This window comes from Streptomyces sp. WELS2, assembly GCF_013870595.1.
In the GTDB taxonomy this organism is placed as follows: domain Bacteria; phylum Actinomycetota; class Actinomycetes; order Streptomycetales; family Streptomycetaceae; genus Streptomyces.
In genome coordinates, this window is the sequence record NZ_JACBWZ010000095.1 from 1 (window position 1) to 14,002 (window position 14,002).

14 protein-coding genes are annotated in these 14,002 nt (G+C 71.6%); 2 read left to right on the plus strand and 12 right to left on the minus strand.

The window, feature by feature from the left end; translation table 11 throughout:
- Positions 1-163 precede the first annotated feature (163 nt).
- On the plus strand, positions 164-1,015 hold the full coding sequence (locus H5J33_RS08890) for a siderophore-interacting protein (protein ID WP_181794338.1): 852 nt from the start codon (positions 164-166) through the stop codon (positions 1,013-1,015).
- A 419-nt stretch (positions 1,016-1,434) separates the two neighbouring features.
- Here H5J33_RS08890 and H5J33_RS08895 read toward each other — a convergent pair whose 3' ends face one another.
- Positions 1,435-2,016: a GNAT family N-acetyltransferase gene (locus tag H5J33_RS08895; RefSeq protein ID WP_181794339.1), complete on the minus strand. Its 582-nt coding sequence runs from the start codon at positions 2,014-2,016 to the stop codon at positions 1,435-1,437.
- 154 nt (positions 2,017-2,170) lie between these two features.
- Here H5J33_RS08895 and H5J33_RS08900 point away from each other — a divergent pair, with 154 nt between their 5' ends.
- Complete coding sequence (locus H5J33_RS08900) at positions 2,171-3,133, plus strand: pseudouridine synthase (RefSeq protein WP_181794340.1); 963 nt, start codon at positions 2,171-2,173, stop codon at positions 3,131-3,133.
- Between the two features lie 14 nt (positions 3,134-3,147).
- Here H5J33_RS08900 and H5J33_RS08905 read toward each other — a convergent pair whose 3' ends face one another.
- The 11 genes from H5J33_RS08905 to H5J33_RS08955 all read right to left on the minus strand — a co-directional run.
- Positions 3,148-4,635, minus strand: coding sequence for a cytochrome P450 (locus H5J33_RS08905; protein ID WP_181794341.1), 1,488 nt, complete (start codon positions 4,633-4,635; stop codon positions 3,148-3,150).
- Between the two features lie 43 nt (positions 4,636-4,678).
- Entirely contained in the window at positions 4,679-5,299 is a 621-nt protein-coding gene (locus H5J33_RS08910; RefSeq protein ID WP_181794342.1) for an ATP/GTP-binding protein, read from the minus strand.
- Positions 5,280-5,696, minus strand: a complete 417-nt coding sequence (locus H5J33_RS08915) for a DUF742 domain-containing protein (protein WP_181794343.1) — start codon at positions 5,694-5,696, stop codon at positions 5,280-5,282. The genes H5J33_RS08910 and H5J33_RS08915 overlap by 20 nt, the downstream gene beginning before the upstream one ends.
- Positions 5,693-6,097: a roadblock/LC7 domain-containing protein gene (locus H5J33_RS08920; protein WP_030608271.1), complete on the minus strand. Its 405-nt coding sequence runs from the start codon at positions 6,095-6,097 to the stop codon at positions 5,693-5,695. Before H5J33_RS08920 ends, H5J33_RS08915 begins: the two co-directional genes overlap by 4 nt.
- The gene (locus tag H5J33_RS08925; RefSeq protein WP_258564971.1) at positions 6,094-7,764 is read right to left on the minus strand and encodes an ATP-binding protein; all 1,671 of its coding nucleotides are present in this window, start codon (positions 7,762-7,764) and stop codon (positions 6,094-6,096) included. Before H5J33_RS08925 ends, H5J33_RS08920 begins: the two co-directional genes overlap by 4 nt.
- A 366-nt stretch (positions 7,765-8,130) precedes the next feature.
- Positions 8,131-10,983 (minus strand): RNA helicase, encoded by a 2,853-nt coding sequence (locus H5J33_RS08930; RefSeq protein WP_181794344.1) that lies wholly within the window; start codon positions 10,981-10,983, stop codon positions 8,131-8,133.
- A gap of 156 nt (positions 10,984-11,139) precedes the next feature.
- Positions 11,140-12,090: a twin-arginine translocase subunit TatC gene (tatC, locus tag H5J33_RS08935; protein ID WP_181794345.1), complete on the minus strand. Its 951-nt coding sequence runs from the start codon at positions 12,088-12,090 to the stop codon at positions 11,140-11,142.
- A gap of 47 nt (positions 12,091-12,137) precedes the next feature.
- Entirely contained in the window at positions 12,138-12,419 is a 282-nt protein-coding gene (gene tatA / locus H5J33_RS08940) for a Sec-independent protein translocase subunit TatA (protein ID WP_181794346.1), read from the minus strand.
- A gap of 259 nt (positions 12,420-12,678) precedes the next feature.
- A complete protein-coding gene (locus H5J33_RS08945) occupies positions 12,679-12,873 on the minus strand; it encodes a hypothetical protein (protein ID WP_181794347.1) in 195 nt (64 codons plus the stop codon).
- Positions 12,874-12,968: 95 nt separating this feature from the next.
- A complete protein-coding gene (locus H5J33_RS08950; protein ID WP_220212118.1) occupies positions 12,969-13,229 on the minus strand; it encodes a hypothetical protein in 261 nt (86 codons plus the stop codon).
- Between the two features lie 164 nt (positions 13,230-13,393).
- On the minus strand, positions 13,394-14,002 hold a 609-nt coding region (locus H5J33_RS08955; RefSeq protein WP_181794349.1), incomplete at its 5' end, for a YafY family protein.

The following is a 14,002-nucleotide window of genomic DNA, read 5'->3' on the forward strand; positions in this document are numbered from 1 at the left end:
CCACGCTGTCGAGCTGAGCCGGGAGGCGGGGGACTGGCGGGGCGGGGCGGGCGCACCGAGCGAAAGGTTCCGGCAAAAGACTCTCATCGCCGTCCCGGAGAGGGGTGTTGACACGATAGAAGTGTTAACTTAGGTAAACCTAACCAACCGCCAGGAGGCCGTCATGGCAGAGCGCCCGGGACGAAAGCCGCGCAAGCCCTATACCGCCCAGGTCGTGCGTACCGAACGGCTGACCCCGCACATGCAGCGTGTGGTGCTCGGCGGCACGGGTCTCGCCGGATTCGCCGCGGACACCTGCACCGACCACTACGTCAAACTGCTGTTCGGCGCCGACGGTGTGAGCTACCCGGAGCCCTTCGACCTGGAGCGGGTCCGCGCCGAGTTCCCGCGCGAGCAGTGGCCGGTGACCCGGACGTACACCGTGCGCGACTGGGACGCGGAGCGGGGTGAGCTGACGCTGGACTTCGTGATCCACGGCGACGAGGGCCTGGCCGGACCCTGGGCCGCCCGTGTGCGGCCCGGCGAGACCGTGCGCTTCATGGGCCCCGGCGGCGCGTACGCGCCCGACCCGGAGGCCGACTGGCATCTGCTCGCCGGCGACGAGAGCGCGCTGCCGGCCATCGCCCGCGCCCTGGAGACCCTCCCCTCCGGCGCCCGCGCACACGCCTTCATCGAGGTCTCCGGCCCCGAGGAGGAGCAGAAGATCGACACCGGGGTGCGGGTCGTCTGGCTGCACCGCGGCGACCGGCCGGTGGGCGAGGCCCTGCTGGAGGCCGTGCGCGGACTGGAGTTCCCGCAGGGCCGGGTGCACGCCTTCGTGCACGGCGAGGCGGGCGTCGTCAAGGAACTGCGCCGGCTGCTGCGGATCGAGCACCAGATCGCGCGCGAAGACCTGTCGATCTCCGGCTACTGGCGCCTCGGCCACAACGAGGACGGCTGGCAGGCCTCCAAGCGCGAGTGGAACGCCCGGGTGGAGGCCGAGCAGGAGGGCGGCACGGCGGCGGCGGCGGCGTGAACGGGCCGAAACCCACGTCATCAGCCGGACCGGGCAGCACCTGAGGACGGCGGGGCCTGAGGACGGCGGGGCCTGAGGAGACGCCGGGACCTGAGCGGGCCGGGGGCCGGACAGTCGGGCGGCGGGGGCGGCACTCACCGAGGAGCCGCCGCTCCCCCGCTCCGCACGGGACTCTGCGCACGCACCAGGAAGGGCCACCGCGTCCCAGGCCTTTGTGCCTTTGTGCACCCCGGTTCCGCGCGCACCCGTCACGAACCGCCGCCGCCCTCCCGGACCCGCGTGGCACAACCGGCCCTCCGCCCGCACCGCCAGGCGCCGCCGCTGTCACCGGCCCTTCCCGCACACTCGCCGCGCTCGCGCCGTACCGGCGTGGCCGCGTGCCCCGGGTACGCGCCTCACGCCACCCCGGTCACCCGCACTCAGTCGCCCCGCACCCGCGCGTGGAAGTGCATGTCGTGCCAGCCGTCCTGGTGCAGGAGGGCACTGCGCTTGGTGCCCTCCAGGGCGAAGCCGGCCTTGGTCGCGACCCGGCAGGACGCCTCGTTGGCGGTGGCGTGGAAGAGTTCGAGGCGGTGGAAGCCGATCTCCTCGAAGGCCCAGTGGGAGAGGGCGGCGGCGGCCCGGGCGGCGACACCCTGCCCCCGCGCCCGCGCCACCGTCCAGTACGCCACCTCGGCCACACCGTCCCCGAGCAGTATCTGCCGCAGCGCGACCCGGCCCCGCAGTTCGTCCGTGCGCTCGTCCACGACGGCCCACTGCGCCTCCTTCTCCCCTGCCCAGGACGCCTGCCACTGCGCGATCCAGCCGGTGGCCTCCTCCTCGGAGTGACAGGCCCTTATGTGCCACTGGTGCATCGCCGGGTCCTGGAAGGCGGCGTGCACGGCGGGGGCGTCCTCGGCCCGCCAGGGGCGCAGGACCAGGCCGTCGGCGGCGGGAAGGGTGGGCTGCGGAACGCCGGCCAGGGCACCGGCGGTCAGGACCGGCTTGATGAGAAAGGGCATGATCCACATCCTGCCGGGTCCACGCGCGGAGCCCCACCCCTTTTCGCCCACTCCCGGGTGACCATGCCCCCGCCCCTTTGACGCCGCCCCCTCTCCCGGCCCACCGTCCCCTTGCCACCGCCCGGCTCCCGCCCCCGCCGTACCCTTGACGCCGATGAGACGCCGCACGCCGCCCCCGCCCGCCCCGCTCCCCCAACGCGACGGGGTCGATCCCGTACGGGTACGTCTGCCCGTCGGCGGGGCGTGGGCCACCGTGCGGGAGCATCTGGTGGAACGGCTCACCGGAGCCGGGCCCGGAATGGTGGAGTCGATGTTCGCCGCAGGCCAGGTGTTCGGCGCCGACGGACGGGCCGTACCCCCGGACGCCCCCTACCGGCCGGGGATGTACGTCTGGTTCCACCGCGAGCTGCCCGCCGAGGTGCCGGTGCCCTTTCCGGTGGAGGTGGTGTACCGGGACGAGCACATCGTGGTGGCCGACAAGCCGCACTTCCTGGCCACCACCCCGCGCGGCTCCCACGTCACCCAGACCGCGCTGGCCCGGCTCCGGCACGAGCTGGGCCTTCCGACGCTGACGGCGGCGCACCGGCTGGACCGGCTCACGGCCGGGCTGGTGCTGTTCACCGTGCGGCCCGAGGAACGCGGCGCGTACCAGACCCTGTTCCGGGACCGGCGGGTACGCAAGGAGTACGAGGCCGTCGCCCCGTACGACCCCTCGCTCGCCCTCCCCCGGACCGTGCGCAGCCGCATCGTGAAGGAGCGCGGGGTGCCGGCCGCCCGGGAGGTCCCCGGCGAGCCGAACGCCGAGACCCGGGTGGAGCTGGCCGGGCACCGGGCCGGACTGGGCCGGTACCGGCTCGTGCCGGCGACCGGCCAGACCCACCAGCTGCGGGTGCATCTGGCCGCTCTGGGCGTGCCCATCCTGGGCGACCCGCTGTATCCCGAGGTGACCGCCCCGGTGCCGGCCGGAGACTTCCGGCGTCCGCTGCAACTGCTCGCCCGACGGCTGGAGTTCACCGACCCGGTCACCGGCACGCACCACGGTTTCACCAGCGGCCGCCACTTGAGCGCCTGGACGTCGTACACCGACTGGTCCGGCGGGTCCCGGCCGCACGGCTGAGCGCGGCCGGGGCGTCAGCCGCCGTGCCACCAGCGCAGGATCCGCTGCCACAGGCCGCCTGGACGGGCCGGTTCCGGGGCCAGAGGGGCGGATTCCGGTACGGGCGGCGGCTGGTGGGCCGCCGGCTGCGGTCCGGTGGCCGGGGCCGGATCGCTGCTCAGCGTGCCGACCTGCCAGTCGGAACGCTGCGGCGGGACCGGCATGGCCCGCGGCGGCAGGTCCACGTCCTGCTGCGGCTTCGGTTCGAAACGCACCGGCAGGGCCACCAGATGCCGGGAGGCGATGGAGGACCGCCAGCGCAGGTCCTCCTCGGCGCAGTCGAGCTGGATGTCGGACAGCCGGGTCAGCAGCGCGTCCACACCGACGTCGGCGATGGCGCGGCCGATGTCCTGGCCGGGGCACTCGTGCGGACCGCCGCCGAAGGCGAGGTGGGAGCGGTTGCCCTGCATGCTCTCCGACGGATCGGGCCGCACCCGCGGGTCGACGTTGCCGGGGGCGGGCGCGAACAGCAGCCCGTCGCCCTTGCGGATACGCCGGCCGCCCAGCTCGGTGTCCTGCTTGGCGAAGTACCCGAAGACCGTGCTGAAGGGCGGCTCGTCCCAGAGGGACTGCTCGATCGCCTCGGGCACGGTCATCTGGCCGCCGTTGAGCTGGGCCCGGAAGCCCGGCTCGGTGAGGACCATGCGCAGCGCGTTGGCCAGCAGGTTCGCCGTCGCCTCGTAGGCGGCGAACAGGACGAGCCGCAGGTGTTCGCGGACCTCGTCGTCGGTCAGCCCGGCCGGGTGGCCGATGAGGTGACTGGTGAAGTCGTCCTCCGGCCTGGTGCGCCGCCGGGTGGTGAGCCGGCTGAGCGCGTCCATGACGTAGGTGTGGCTCTGGATGGCGGTCTCGGTGCCCTTCAGGGCGTCCCGCGCGGCCTGCACCATCCGGTCGGTGTACTCCTCGGGCATGCCGAGGATCTCGCACAGCACGGCCATCGGCAGGTGCTCGGCGAACTGGGAGACCAGGTCGGCCCGTCCTCGTTCGCAGAAGCCGTTGACCAGGGCCTGGGTGTGGCGCCCGATGTGCCGGCGGACGCTGCGGTGGTCGATGGTGGCCATGGCCGCGGTGACCGCGTCGCGCAGCCGCTCGTGCTCGGCGCCCTCGGCGTGCGAGCAGATGGGCTGCCAGGCGATGTGCGGCATGAGCGGGTGGTCGGGCTTGACCCGGCCGTCCTTCAGCGGGGTCCAGATCCGGCTGTCCCGGGTGTACTGCGAGGGGCTGCGCACCAGTTGCAGGTTCTCGGCGTGCCCGAGCACCACCCACATGGGTACGTCGTCGTGGAGCAGCACGGGAGCCACCGGACCGTGCTGTTCCCGCAGGCGTTCGTAGAGGGCGGCGAGGTCTTCGGCGTCGGGGCCGTAGAGCCGCCGCGGTCCCTCGTGGCCGAGGTCGTGCGCGGGGCAGCCCGGCGGCGGGACGAGGGAATCTGTGCCGGTCGGGGAAGGGGATTCAGACGTCACGGTGGTGTCGCTCCGGAAGCGGATGGGGTGGGCCGGCGGCGGGTCAGGTGAGGGCGCCGGACAGGGCGAGGGAGTGCAGGAAGCGGGTGAGGGTGAGCAGCACGTCCTTGCTGGAGGCCCGGCGGCGCACATCGCACTCGATGATCGGGATCTCCGGGCCCAGGTCCAGGGCCGTGCGCAGTTCCTCCACCGGGTAACGGGGCGCGTCCGGGAAGGAGTTGACGGCGACGACGAAGGGCACGCCGCGTTCCTCCAGCCGGCCCATGACGTCGAAGCTGACCTCCAGGCGCCGGGTGTCGACCAGGACGACCGCGCCGAGGGCGCCCTCGAACAGGCCGTTCCACAGGAACCAGAAGCGCTCCTGGCCCGGCGTGCCGAACAGGTAGAGCACCAGTTGGTCGGTGATCTGGATGCGGCCGAAGTCCATGGCCACGGTGGTGGCCGTCTTGGACTCGGAGCCGTAGTCGTCGTCCACGCCGATGCCGGCCTGGGTCATGGTCTCCTCGGTGGTCAGCGGCCTGATCTCGCTGACGGAGCCGACCATGGTGGTCTTGCCGACGCCGAACCCGCCCACGATCACGATCTTCACCGCGGCCTGGGCCGTGTGCGGCAGATGATCCTCGGTGCGCGGGCCGGGGATGGTCTCAGAGTCTTTGAAGTCCATGCATCACCGCTTCGAGGAGGGAACGGTCGAAAGCCGCCTGGCGGACGATCGGGGCGCGGGCCTGCACCAGTTCCGCCCGGATCAGCTCGGTGATCAGTACGGTCATCGCGCTGAACGGCAGTTGGAGGTAGGCCGAGAGCTCGGCCATGGACAGCGGGGCGGTGCACAGCCGGAGCACGGCCGCCACCTCCGGGGAGGCGGACAGCGGGGGCGCGGAGCGGGCCACGATCAGCGTCACCAGATCGAGTTCCGCCCGCTTGCCGTCCGCCGATCCGGCGATGGTGTAGAGCCGTTCGGGATTGCCGGGCTTCTCCGCGCCGCCCGCCGGTTTCGCGACCGGCGCGGGCGGGGGCGACTGGTGCTGCGGCCGGCGCCGCTTGCGTCGTGGAGGGGTCATACGGTCTGCCCGTTCCGCCGGGGCGGACTGGTGAGGTGGGCGCCGATCCGGACGACGAGGTCGCGCATCATGCCGCTCATCCGGCCCGGTTCGCAGGTGACGTCCGCGAGCACGGCGAGGTAGGCGTTGGGGCCGGCGTTCATCAGGTAGAAGTAGCCGCCCTCGATCTCGAAGACCACGAGTTTCATGTCCCCGGCGCCCGGCAGTTCCTGGATGATGGCGCCGGCCAGGCTCTGTACGCCCGCGCAGGCGGCGGCCACCCGGTCTGCGGCGTCGGGCTCGCCGCCGTAGCGGGCGATGCGCAGTCCGTCGGCGGACAGGACCACGATCATCTCGATGCCCGGTACGCCGTCGTTGAGCTGCTTGAGCATCCAGTCCAGGTTCGCTCGCTGCTGGATCACTTGAGGTCCCCCTCGTCGTCGGCCTCGGTGCCGCCCTGCGCGTATTCGGCCGGATCTTTGAGCAGATGCAGGTACTTGGTCGGGTTGCGGGTGAAGTCGGTCAGCTCGGGACCGGTGGCGTCCGGGGGCATGCCCTCCCTGAGGCCCTTCCAGAAGGCCTCGATCCCGGAGCCGATCGGCCGGTCCATGAGCTTCCGGCGCTCGGGGTCGATCTCGGGCTCGGGTTCCGGCTCGGACCGGGTCTGGGACCAGATGGTGGGCCTGCCCTCGCGCTCGGCGCGTTCGATGGCTGCCTGTTCCGCGATCCGCTGGCTGAGCGGGGTCTTCACCCGGCTGCGGCGCTGTGGCAGCCCGGTCGCGGTCCACTCGGTGACCTCCGGAATGTCGTCCTCCAGGGAGATTCCGGCGGGGATCTTGGGGCTGGTGGGGCGGCGGGTCTTGGGCGGGCGCTTGGGGCCTTCCACCGCGCCGAGTTCGGGCTTGGGGATGCCGGTGGCGCCGATGCCGTGGGCGACGCCGACACCGGGCTCGGTGGTCGTCATGACGCGCGGCACGATGAGGATCGCGCGGACGCCGCCGTAGGCGGAGGAGCGCAGCGAGACCTCCATGTCGAACTGCTTGCAGAGCCGGCCGACGACGGCGAGGCCGAGGCGCGGGTTCTCGCCGAGGTTGTCCGCGTCGTCGAGGTTCCTGGCGTCCTCGATGGCCTTCTCGATCCGGGCGCGGGACTCCTCGCTGAGGCTGACGCCCGCGTCCTCGATCTCGATGGCGATGCCGGCCTGCACCTCGGAGGCGGTGACGTGCACCTTGGTGGTCGGCGGGGAGTAGCGGGTGGCGTTGTCGAGGAGTTCGGCGGCGGCGTGGATGACCGGCTCGACCGCCGTGCCCTTGATGTTGATGTTGACGATGGAGCTCAGCTCGATGCGGCGGTACTCCAGGATGCGGGACATCGCGCCGCGCAGCGTGCTGTAGAGGGAGACCGGCAGCGGCCACTGGCGGCCCGGCCGGCCGCCGCCGAGGACGGAGATGGTGTCGGCGAGGCGGCCGATCAGCGAGGTGCCGTGGTCGATGCGCAGCAGGTCGTCGAAGACCTCGGGGTTGCGCCCGTGGTCCTCCTCCATCTCGCGCAGTTCCTTGGCCTGCTGGTGAACGATGGCCTGGACGCGGCGGGCGATGCTCACATAGGAGCGCTCGGTGGCGTCGCGCATCGAGATCTCGTGGTCGGCACCGGTCAGCGCGACGCGTACCAGCTCGCGGTAGCCGTCGGGCAGGCCGCGCAGTTCGGGGTCCTCGTCGAAGACGTAGCGCACGGTGTCGCGGAGCGCCTCGCCGCGGCGCAGCCGGATGAAGCCGAGGGGCAGGACGTTCTGGGCGAAGTGGTCCATCAGGTGGTGGTGCAGCGCGATCTGCTGTTGCAGACGGGCGGCGTGCCGGGCGTGTTCGTCCTGTGCCTCGCGGAGCAGCCGGCCGCGCCGGGCGGCCTCCCCGGCCGTGGCGAGGACCAGCAGCACGGCCAGCACTCCGCAGGCGCCGACGGCCACCCGGGCGGCGGGCGGTACCAGGGCGACGGCGGCCCCGGCTGCCGCGGCCATCACTATGGCCGGCGGCAACAGCACGCGCGCATAGGGCCGTTCACGGCGACCGGGAGGCTTCTGAACACTCACCATGGATGCCTTCTGTAACGAATCGGCTGGGTGTCGGGTGGAGCTTGCTGGGGAAGGTATGGGAACTGTCGGGATGCACTTCACATAGGGGAACAGGCGCACGAATTGCCTCAACTCGGTGCGCCGCGGGCGAGCTTAGCCCGACCGGATCAACGCCGTGTCATATTCGGCAAGCATCTGAAATCGACCCACGACAGGAGTACGCTCAACCCTTTGTGCACACTGAGCTGCTGCTCGCACACAGACAGTATCGACGCACAGGCGTACGATTGTCACTCACCGTAACGAGTGAAAAAAAGCAGTCGAGGCCGCACCCGGACAGGTGCGGCCTCGGTTCCCCGGACGAACGGTCTTCGCGACCCCGGGGGATCAGCCCACGGACGAGTAGGCCACCACGCCCCGCAGCAGCTGGTCGACGGCCTTGCGGGCGGCCTTGGCCACGGTCGAGTTCTCCGTGGGCGCGGCGGCGGAGATCTGCCCGAGGACGTCGATGACCTGCTTGCACCAGCGTACGAAGTCACCGGCCGGCATCTCCGCCTCGCGCAGCACCTCGTCCAGCCCCTTGCCGGAGGCCCACATATAGGCGGCCCAGGCGAAGCCGAGGTCGGGCTCGCGCTGGCCGACGCCCTCCGTCTGGCTGATCCGGAACTCCTCCTCCAGCGCGTCGAGCCGGCCCCAGATCCGGACCATCTCGCCGAGCGCCGCCTTGGCCTTGCCCGAGGGCAGCTTCGGTGCCATGGCGTCGTCGCCGACCCGTGCCTCGTACACCAGCGCCGAGGCGCAGGCGGCGAGTTCGGCGGGGCTCAGCCCCTCCCAGACCCGCTCCCGCAGGCACTCGCTGGCCAGCAGGTCCAGTTCGCTGTACAGCCGCGCGAGCCGCCTGCCGTGCTCGGTGACCTCGTCACCCCGCAGATAGTCCAGCTCGGTCAGCAGTGCCACGATCCGGTCGAAGGTGCGCGCGATGGTGTTCGTACGGCCCTCGATGCGCCGCTCCAGCTGCGAGGTGTCACGCAGCAGCCGGTGGTAGCGCTCGGCCCAGCGGGCGTGGTCCTCGCGCTCGTCGCAGCCGTGGCAGGGGTGTGCGCGCAGCGCCGTGCGCAGCCGGGCGATCTCGCGGTCGTCGGCGGCCTGCGAGCGCTTCTTGCGGGCCCGCTCCGGCGGGATGTGCCCGGCCTTGGTGCGCAGCGCGGAGGCGAGGTCCCGGCGGGACTGCGGCGAGCGCGGGTTGAAGGACTTCGGGATCCGCATCCGGTCCAGCGGCTCCACCGGCACCGGGAAGTCCATCGTCGCCAGCCGCTTGACCTGCCGTTCGGCGGTCAGCACCAGGGGGCGCGGCCCGTCGTGGTGGTCGAAGCCGCGGTGCCCGTTGGAACGGCCCGCGGGCAGGCCCGGGTCCAGCACCAGCGCGAGGCCCGCGTACTTGCCCGTGGGCACGTGGATGACATCGCCCGGCTTCAGCTTCTCCAGGGCGACGGCGGCCTCCGCCCGGCGCTGGGTGGCGCCCTGCCGGGCCAGCTCGGTCTCCCGGTCCTTCAGCTCCCGGCGCAGCCGCGCGTACTCCTCGAAGTCGCCGAGGTGACAGGTCATGGAGGCCTTGTAACCGGCCAGGCCCTCCTCGTTGCGCTGGACCTGGCGGGAGATCCCGACGACCGACTTGTCCGCCTGGAACTGCGCGAAGGACGTCTCCAGCAGCTCACGCGAACGGTGCCGGCCGAACTGCTCGACCAGGTTGACCGCCATGTTGTACGACGGCTTGAAGCTGGAGCGCAGCGGGTAGGTGCGCGTGCCCGCGAGACCGGCCAGGTGCTCAGGGCTCATGCCGCGCTGCCACAGCACCACGGCGTGGCCCTCGACGTCGATGCCCCGGCGGCCCGCGCGGCCGGTGAGCTGGGTGTACTCGCCGGGCGTGATGTCGGCGTGCTGCTCGCCGTTCCACTTGACGAGCTTCTCCAGCACCACCGAGCGGGCGGGCATGTTGATGCCGAGCGCGAGGGTCTCGGTGGCGAACACCGCCTTGACCAGGCCGCGTACGAACAGCTCCTCCACGACCTCCTTGAAGGTCGGCAGCATGCCCGCGTGGTGGGCGGCTATGCCCCGCTCCAGGCCCTCCAGCCACTCGTAGTAGCCGAGGACGTGCAGGTCCTCCGGGGCGATGTGGGCGGTGCGCTCCTCGACCAGGGCGCGGACCTCGTCCCGCGCCTCCTCGTCGTTGAGCCTGAGGCCCGCGTACAGGCACTGCTGGACGGCGGCCTCGCAGGCGGCGCGGCTGAAGATGAAGGTGATGGCCGGGAGCAGGCCCTCGGAGTCCAGGCGCTCGATGACCTCGGGACGGCCGGGCGTCCACACCCGCGAGCGCTGTCTGCGCTCCCGCTCCCGGTCGGCCTCGCGCATCGCCCGGCCGCGCCTGCGGTCCTGGTACGACGGTCTGGTGGCCTCCATGCGGGCCAGGCGGACCAGGTCGGGGTTGACGGCCTTCTTGTGGCCCTCGCCCTCCTCGAACAGGTCGTACATCCGCCGTCCGGCGAGCACGTGCTGGAACAGCGGCACGGGGCGGTGCTCGGAGACGATCACCTCGGTGTCGCCGCGGACGGTGTCCAGCCAGTCGCCGAACTCCTCGGCGTTGGAGACGGTCGCGGAGAGCGAGACCAGCGTCACCGACTCGGGGAGGTGGATGATCACTTCCTCCCAGACGGCGCCGCGGAAGCGGTCGGAGAGGTAGTGCACCTCGTCCATGACCACATAGCCGAGGCCGAGGAGCGTCTGGGAGCCGGCGTAGAGCATGTTCCGCAGCACCTCGGTGGTCATCACGACCACCGGGGCGTCGGAGTTCACGCTGTTGTCGCCGGTGAGCAGGCCGACCTTCGCGGTGCCGTAGCGGCGGCACAGGTCGGCGTACTTCTGGTTCGACAGCGCCTTGATGGGTGTCGTGTAGAAGCACTTCTTGCCCTGCTTCAGGGCGAGGTGGACGGCGAACTCGCCCACGATCGTCTTGCCCGAGCCGGTGGGGGCGGCCACCAGTACGCCCTTGCCCGCTTCGAGTGCCTGGCAGGCCTCGATCTGGAAGGGGTCGAGGCCGAAGTCGTACATCTCGCGGAAGGAGGCGAGCGCGGTGGCCTGCTCGGCTGCCCGCCTGCGGGCTGCCGCGTACCGCTCGGCCGGTGAGAGGTCCTCTGTCATCGTGCTTTCGAGCGTACCGGGCGCCACTGACAACGGGACGATCATTATCCGGATCCCGGGCGCGGGGCGGCCGGGTCCGCGGCCGGCGGGGCGGCGTGCCGGTCGCGGGAGGGTGGCGGTACGGACGGATGCCCCCGTCCCCGGGGTGATCCGGGGCGGGGGCATCGCGTGCGGTGCCTCGGTGGAGGTGGGGTCCGGCGGTTACGTCGCGTCGTCGTAGCCGTTGACCCGGTCGGTGCTCGTCTGCTCGGGCAGTGTGCGGGTGGCCGGGACCGGCTCGACGTCGCCGATGTCCTCGGGCGTGAGGTCCAGCTCGGAGGCCTCGTCGTCGTCGGGGCCCGCGGCCTCGCGCAGGAGCCTGCGCTTGTCGTTGAGGAGCGAGAACGCGACCGCCGCGAAGTACAGCACCCAGATCGGCCCGGCGAGGGCCAGCATGGACAGCGGGTCGGTGCTCGGGGTGGCCACGGCCGCGAAGACCGTGATGCCGAGGATCATGGCCCGCCACCAGCTGAGCATGCGCCTGCCCGTCAGCACCCCGGTGAGGTTGAGCATGATCAGCAGCAGCGGCAGCTCGAAGGAGAGACCGAAGACGATCACCATGCGGGTGACCAGCTGGAGCAGGTCGTCGAGCGGCAGCAGGTTCTTGATGTCGCCGTTCGGTGTGAAGTCGATCAGCACCTTGGCCGTGGTCGGCAGCAGCTTGTAGGCGAAGAAGGCACCGCCGAGGAACAGCGGGACGCCGGTGAAGACGAAGCCGTAGGCGTACTTCTTCTCGTGCCGGTGCAGACCCGGCGCCACGAATGCCCAGAGCTGGAACAGCCAGATCGGCGAGGCGGCCACGACGCCGGCCATCAGCGAGACCTGGAGGGCCAGCGTGAACGGCGCGAGGAGACCGTTGATGGTGATCTCGGCGCACTGGGTCTTGCCACTGGACTTGGCCAGCTCTGCGAAGGTCTCCCGACAGCCGACGGAGTCCAGGATCGGCTTCGTCAGGAAGTTGATGATGTCGTTGTAGTAGAAGGCCGCGACGATCGTCACGATGACGATGGCCAGCATCGCCTTCGCGAGCCGGTTGCGGAGCTCACGAAGGTGATCCGCGAGGGGCATCCGCCCCTCGGGATCCTTCTCCTTCTTGCGGGCAGGCTTGAGCAACCCACGTCCTCATCTCGTGCGGCAGGCCGGGGCTTTCCGGCCTTGTGTCAGCGCTGGGCGGAATCCGTCGGTTCGTTGACCGGCCGCGAGCTGCTCACGTCGCCGGGGGCCGCCTGGATGGTGCGCTGGGCCGAGGACTGCTCGGTGGTACCGGAGGCCTGGGTGGAGGTCTTGCCCTCTTCCTTCATCGCCTTGGCCTCGCTCTTGAGGATGCGGGCGGACTTGCCCAGCGAGCGCGCCATGTCCGGGAGCTTCTTCGCGCCGAACAGCAGGATGACGACGACGAGGATCAGAATGAGCTCGGGAGCTCCGATTTTTCCACCGAACATGAATCTTTACCTTCTCACCGAGGCGGCTGGGTGGGGTGCTGTCCGACCAGTCGGACATGTGTCCGATGGTCGTGCTGGCAGCGATCGTAACGCTCAGGGGTAAACGTGAGGCAATCCCCGTGCGTACTCCCGGTCCGCGGTGCGGGCCTCGTTTTCCGTACCGCGACCAGCAGGGTACCTGTCCGGCAGGGCAGCATGACAGGGCGAAGCGACCCAAATCGCTTGTATCACTGGTCTCACAGCCACCGTCAGGAGCGGTTCACAGCGTGTCGGCGGCGCGGGCCGCGCTCACGGTCGCCCGCTCCAGATCCTCGGCGGCCCGGTTGATACGGCGCGCCGAGTCCGTCACCTGCTGCCCGAGGCGCCGCGCCGCCACGAACACCCGGACGGCGAGCACCCCCAGGACGGCGAGACCCAGGAATCCCATGGCTACGGCGAACATCGGCCAGAACATGACGTCGAGACTAGACGGTCCGCCGCCTCGGTCCGCACCCGGCCGTGCGGTGGCCGGCGCCGTGCCGGTCCCCCGGCGAGCGGCCGGGCCGCCCGTCACACCGTGGAGTGCAGCCGCAGGGTCCTGACCCCGCCGCCGGTGAGCAGTTCCACGATCCGCTCCCCGGCCGGCTTGCGGACCGAGGCGCCGCAGTCGGGGCAGGTGAAGGAGTAGAACGTCGTCCGGCTGCTGGCGCCGATCGCGAGCCGCAGCGCGCTCGCGGCCAGTTCGAAACGGCCCCGGCACTCCGGGCAGCCTGCCTTGAACACCACGGGGGCCACTCTTCTCATCCCCGCGAACGCGGTCGCCACCGTCATCTCACCCGCGCCGGATTCCGGAGACTCGCTCACAGGCCCTCGCTCCTCTTCCTCTGGTCGTTCTCTGGTCGCAGCCCAATCCTCTGGTCGCAGCCGATCACACCCGGTCGTCCGCCGTCAGGGCCGCATGGCCCCGGTCGCCGTGGCCATGCGGCCCCGGTCGCCTACGGCACAGGCGCCGCGTCGGCGGGAACGTCGTACGCCGCGAGGGCCTCGCGGGCCGCCCGGCGGGCACTCTCGGCCAGCTCGGGCGGTGAGACGATCCGGCCGTCGCGGCCGAGCCGCAGCGCCAGCCGGCGCAGGGAGGCCGGGTCGGGGGTGCGCAGGGTGATGCGCAGCCCGCCGTCGGGAAGCTCCTCTGCGCTGTCGTGCGGGTAGTACTCGGCGACCCAGCGGCCGCCCGGGCCGACCTCGACCACGACCTCCGGGTCCTCGGCGGCCGGCTGCACCAGGCCCTCGGAGAGGTCGCGCAGTTCTATCTCGGGCGGGGCCGAGGGCGCGTCGAGGATCCTGATCTCGGCGACCCGGTCCAGCCGGAAGGTGCGCCGGGCCTCGGAGCGGCGGCACCAGGCCTCCACATAGGTGTGGCCGACGCTGACCAGCCGGATGGGGTCGATCTCGCGCTCGGTGACCTCGTCGCGGGCCGGTGAGTAGTAGCGGATCCACAGCCGGCGGCGCTCGGAGATCGCCCGGTCGACGTCGGCGAAGACCCCGCCCTCGGACTCGAAGGTCACCGACAGCCGGGAGCTGGCGCCGGCCGCCTCGCCCGCCGC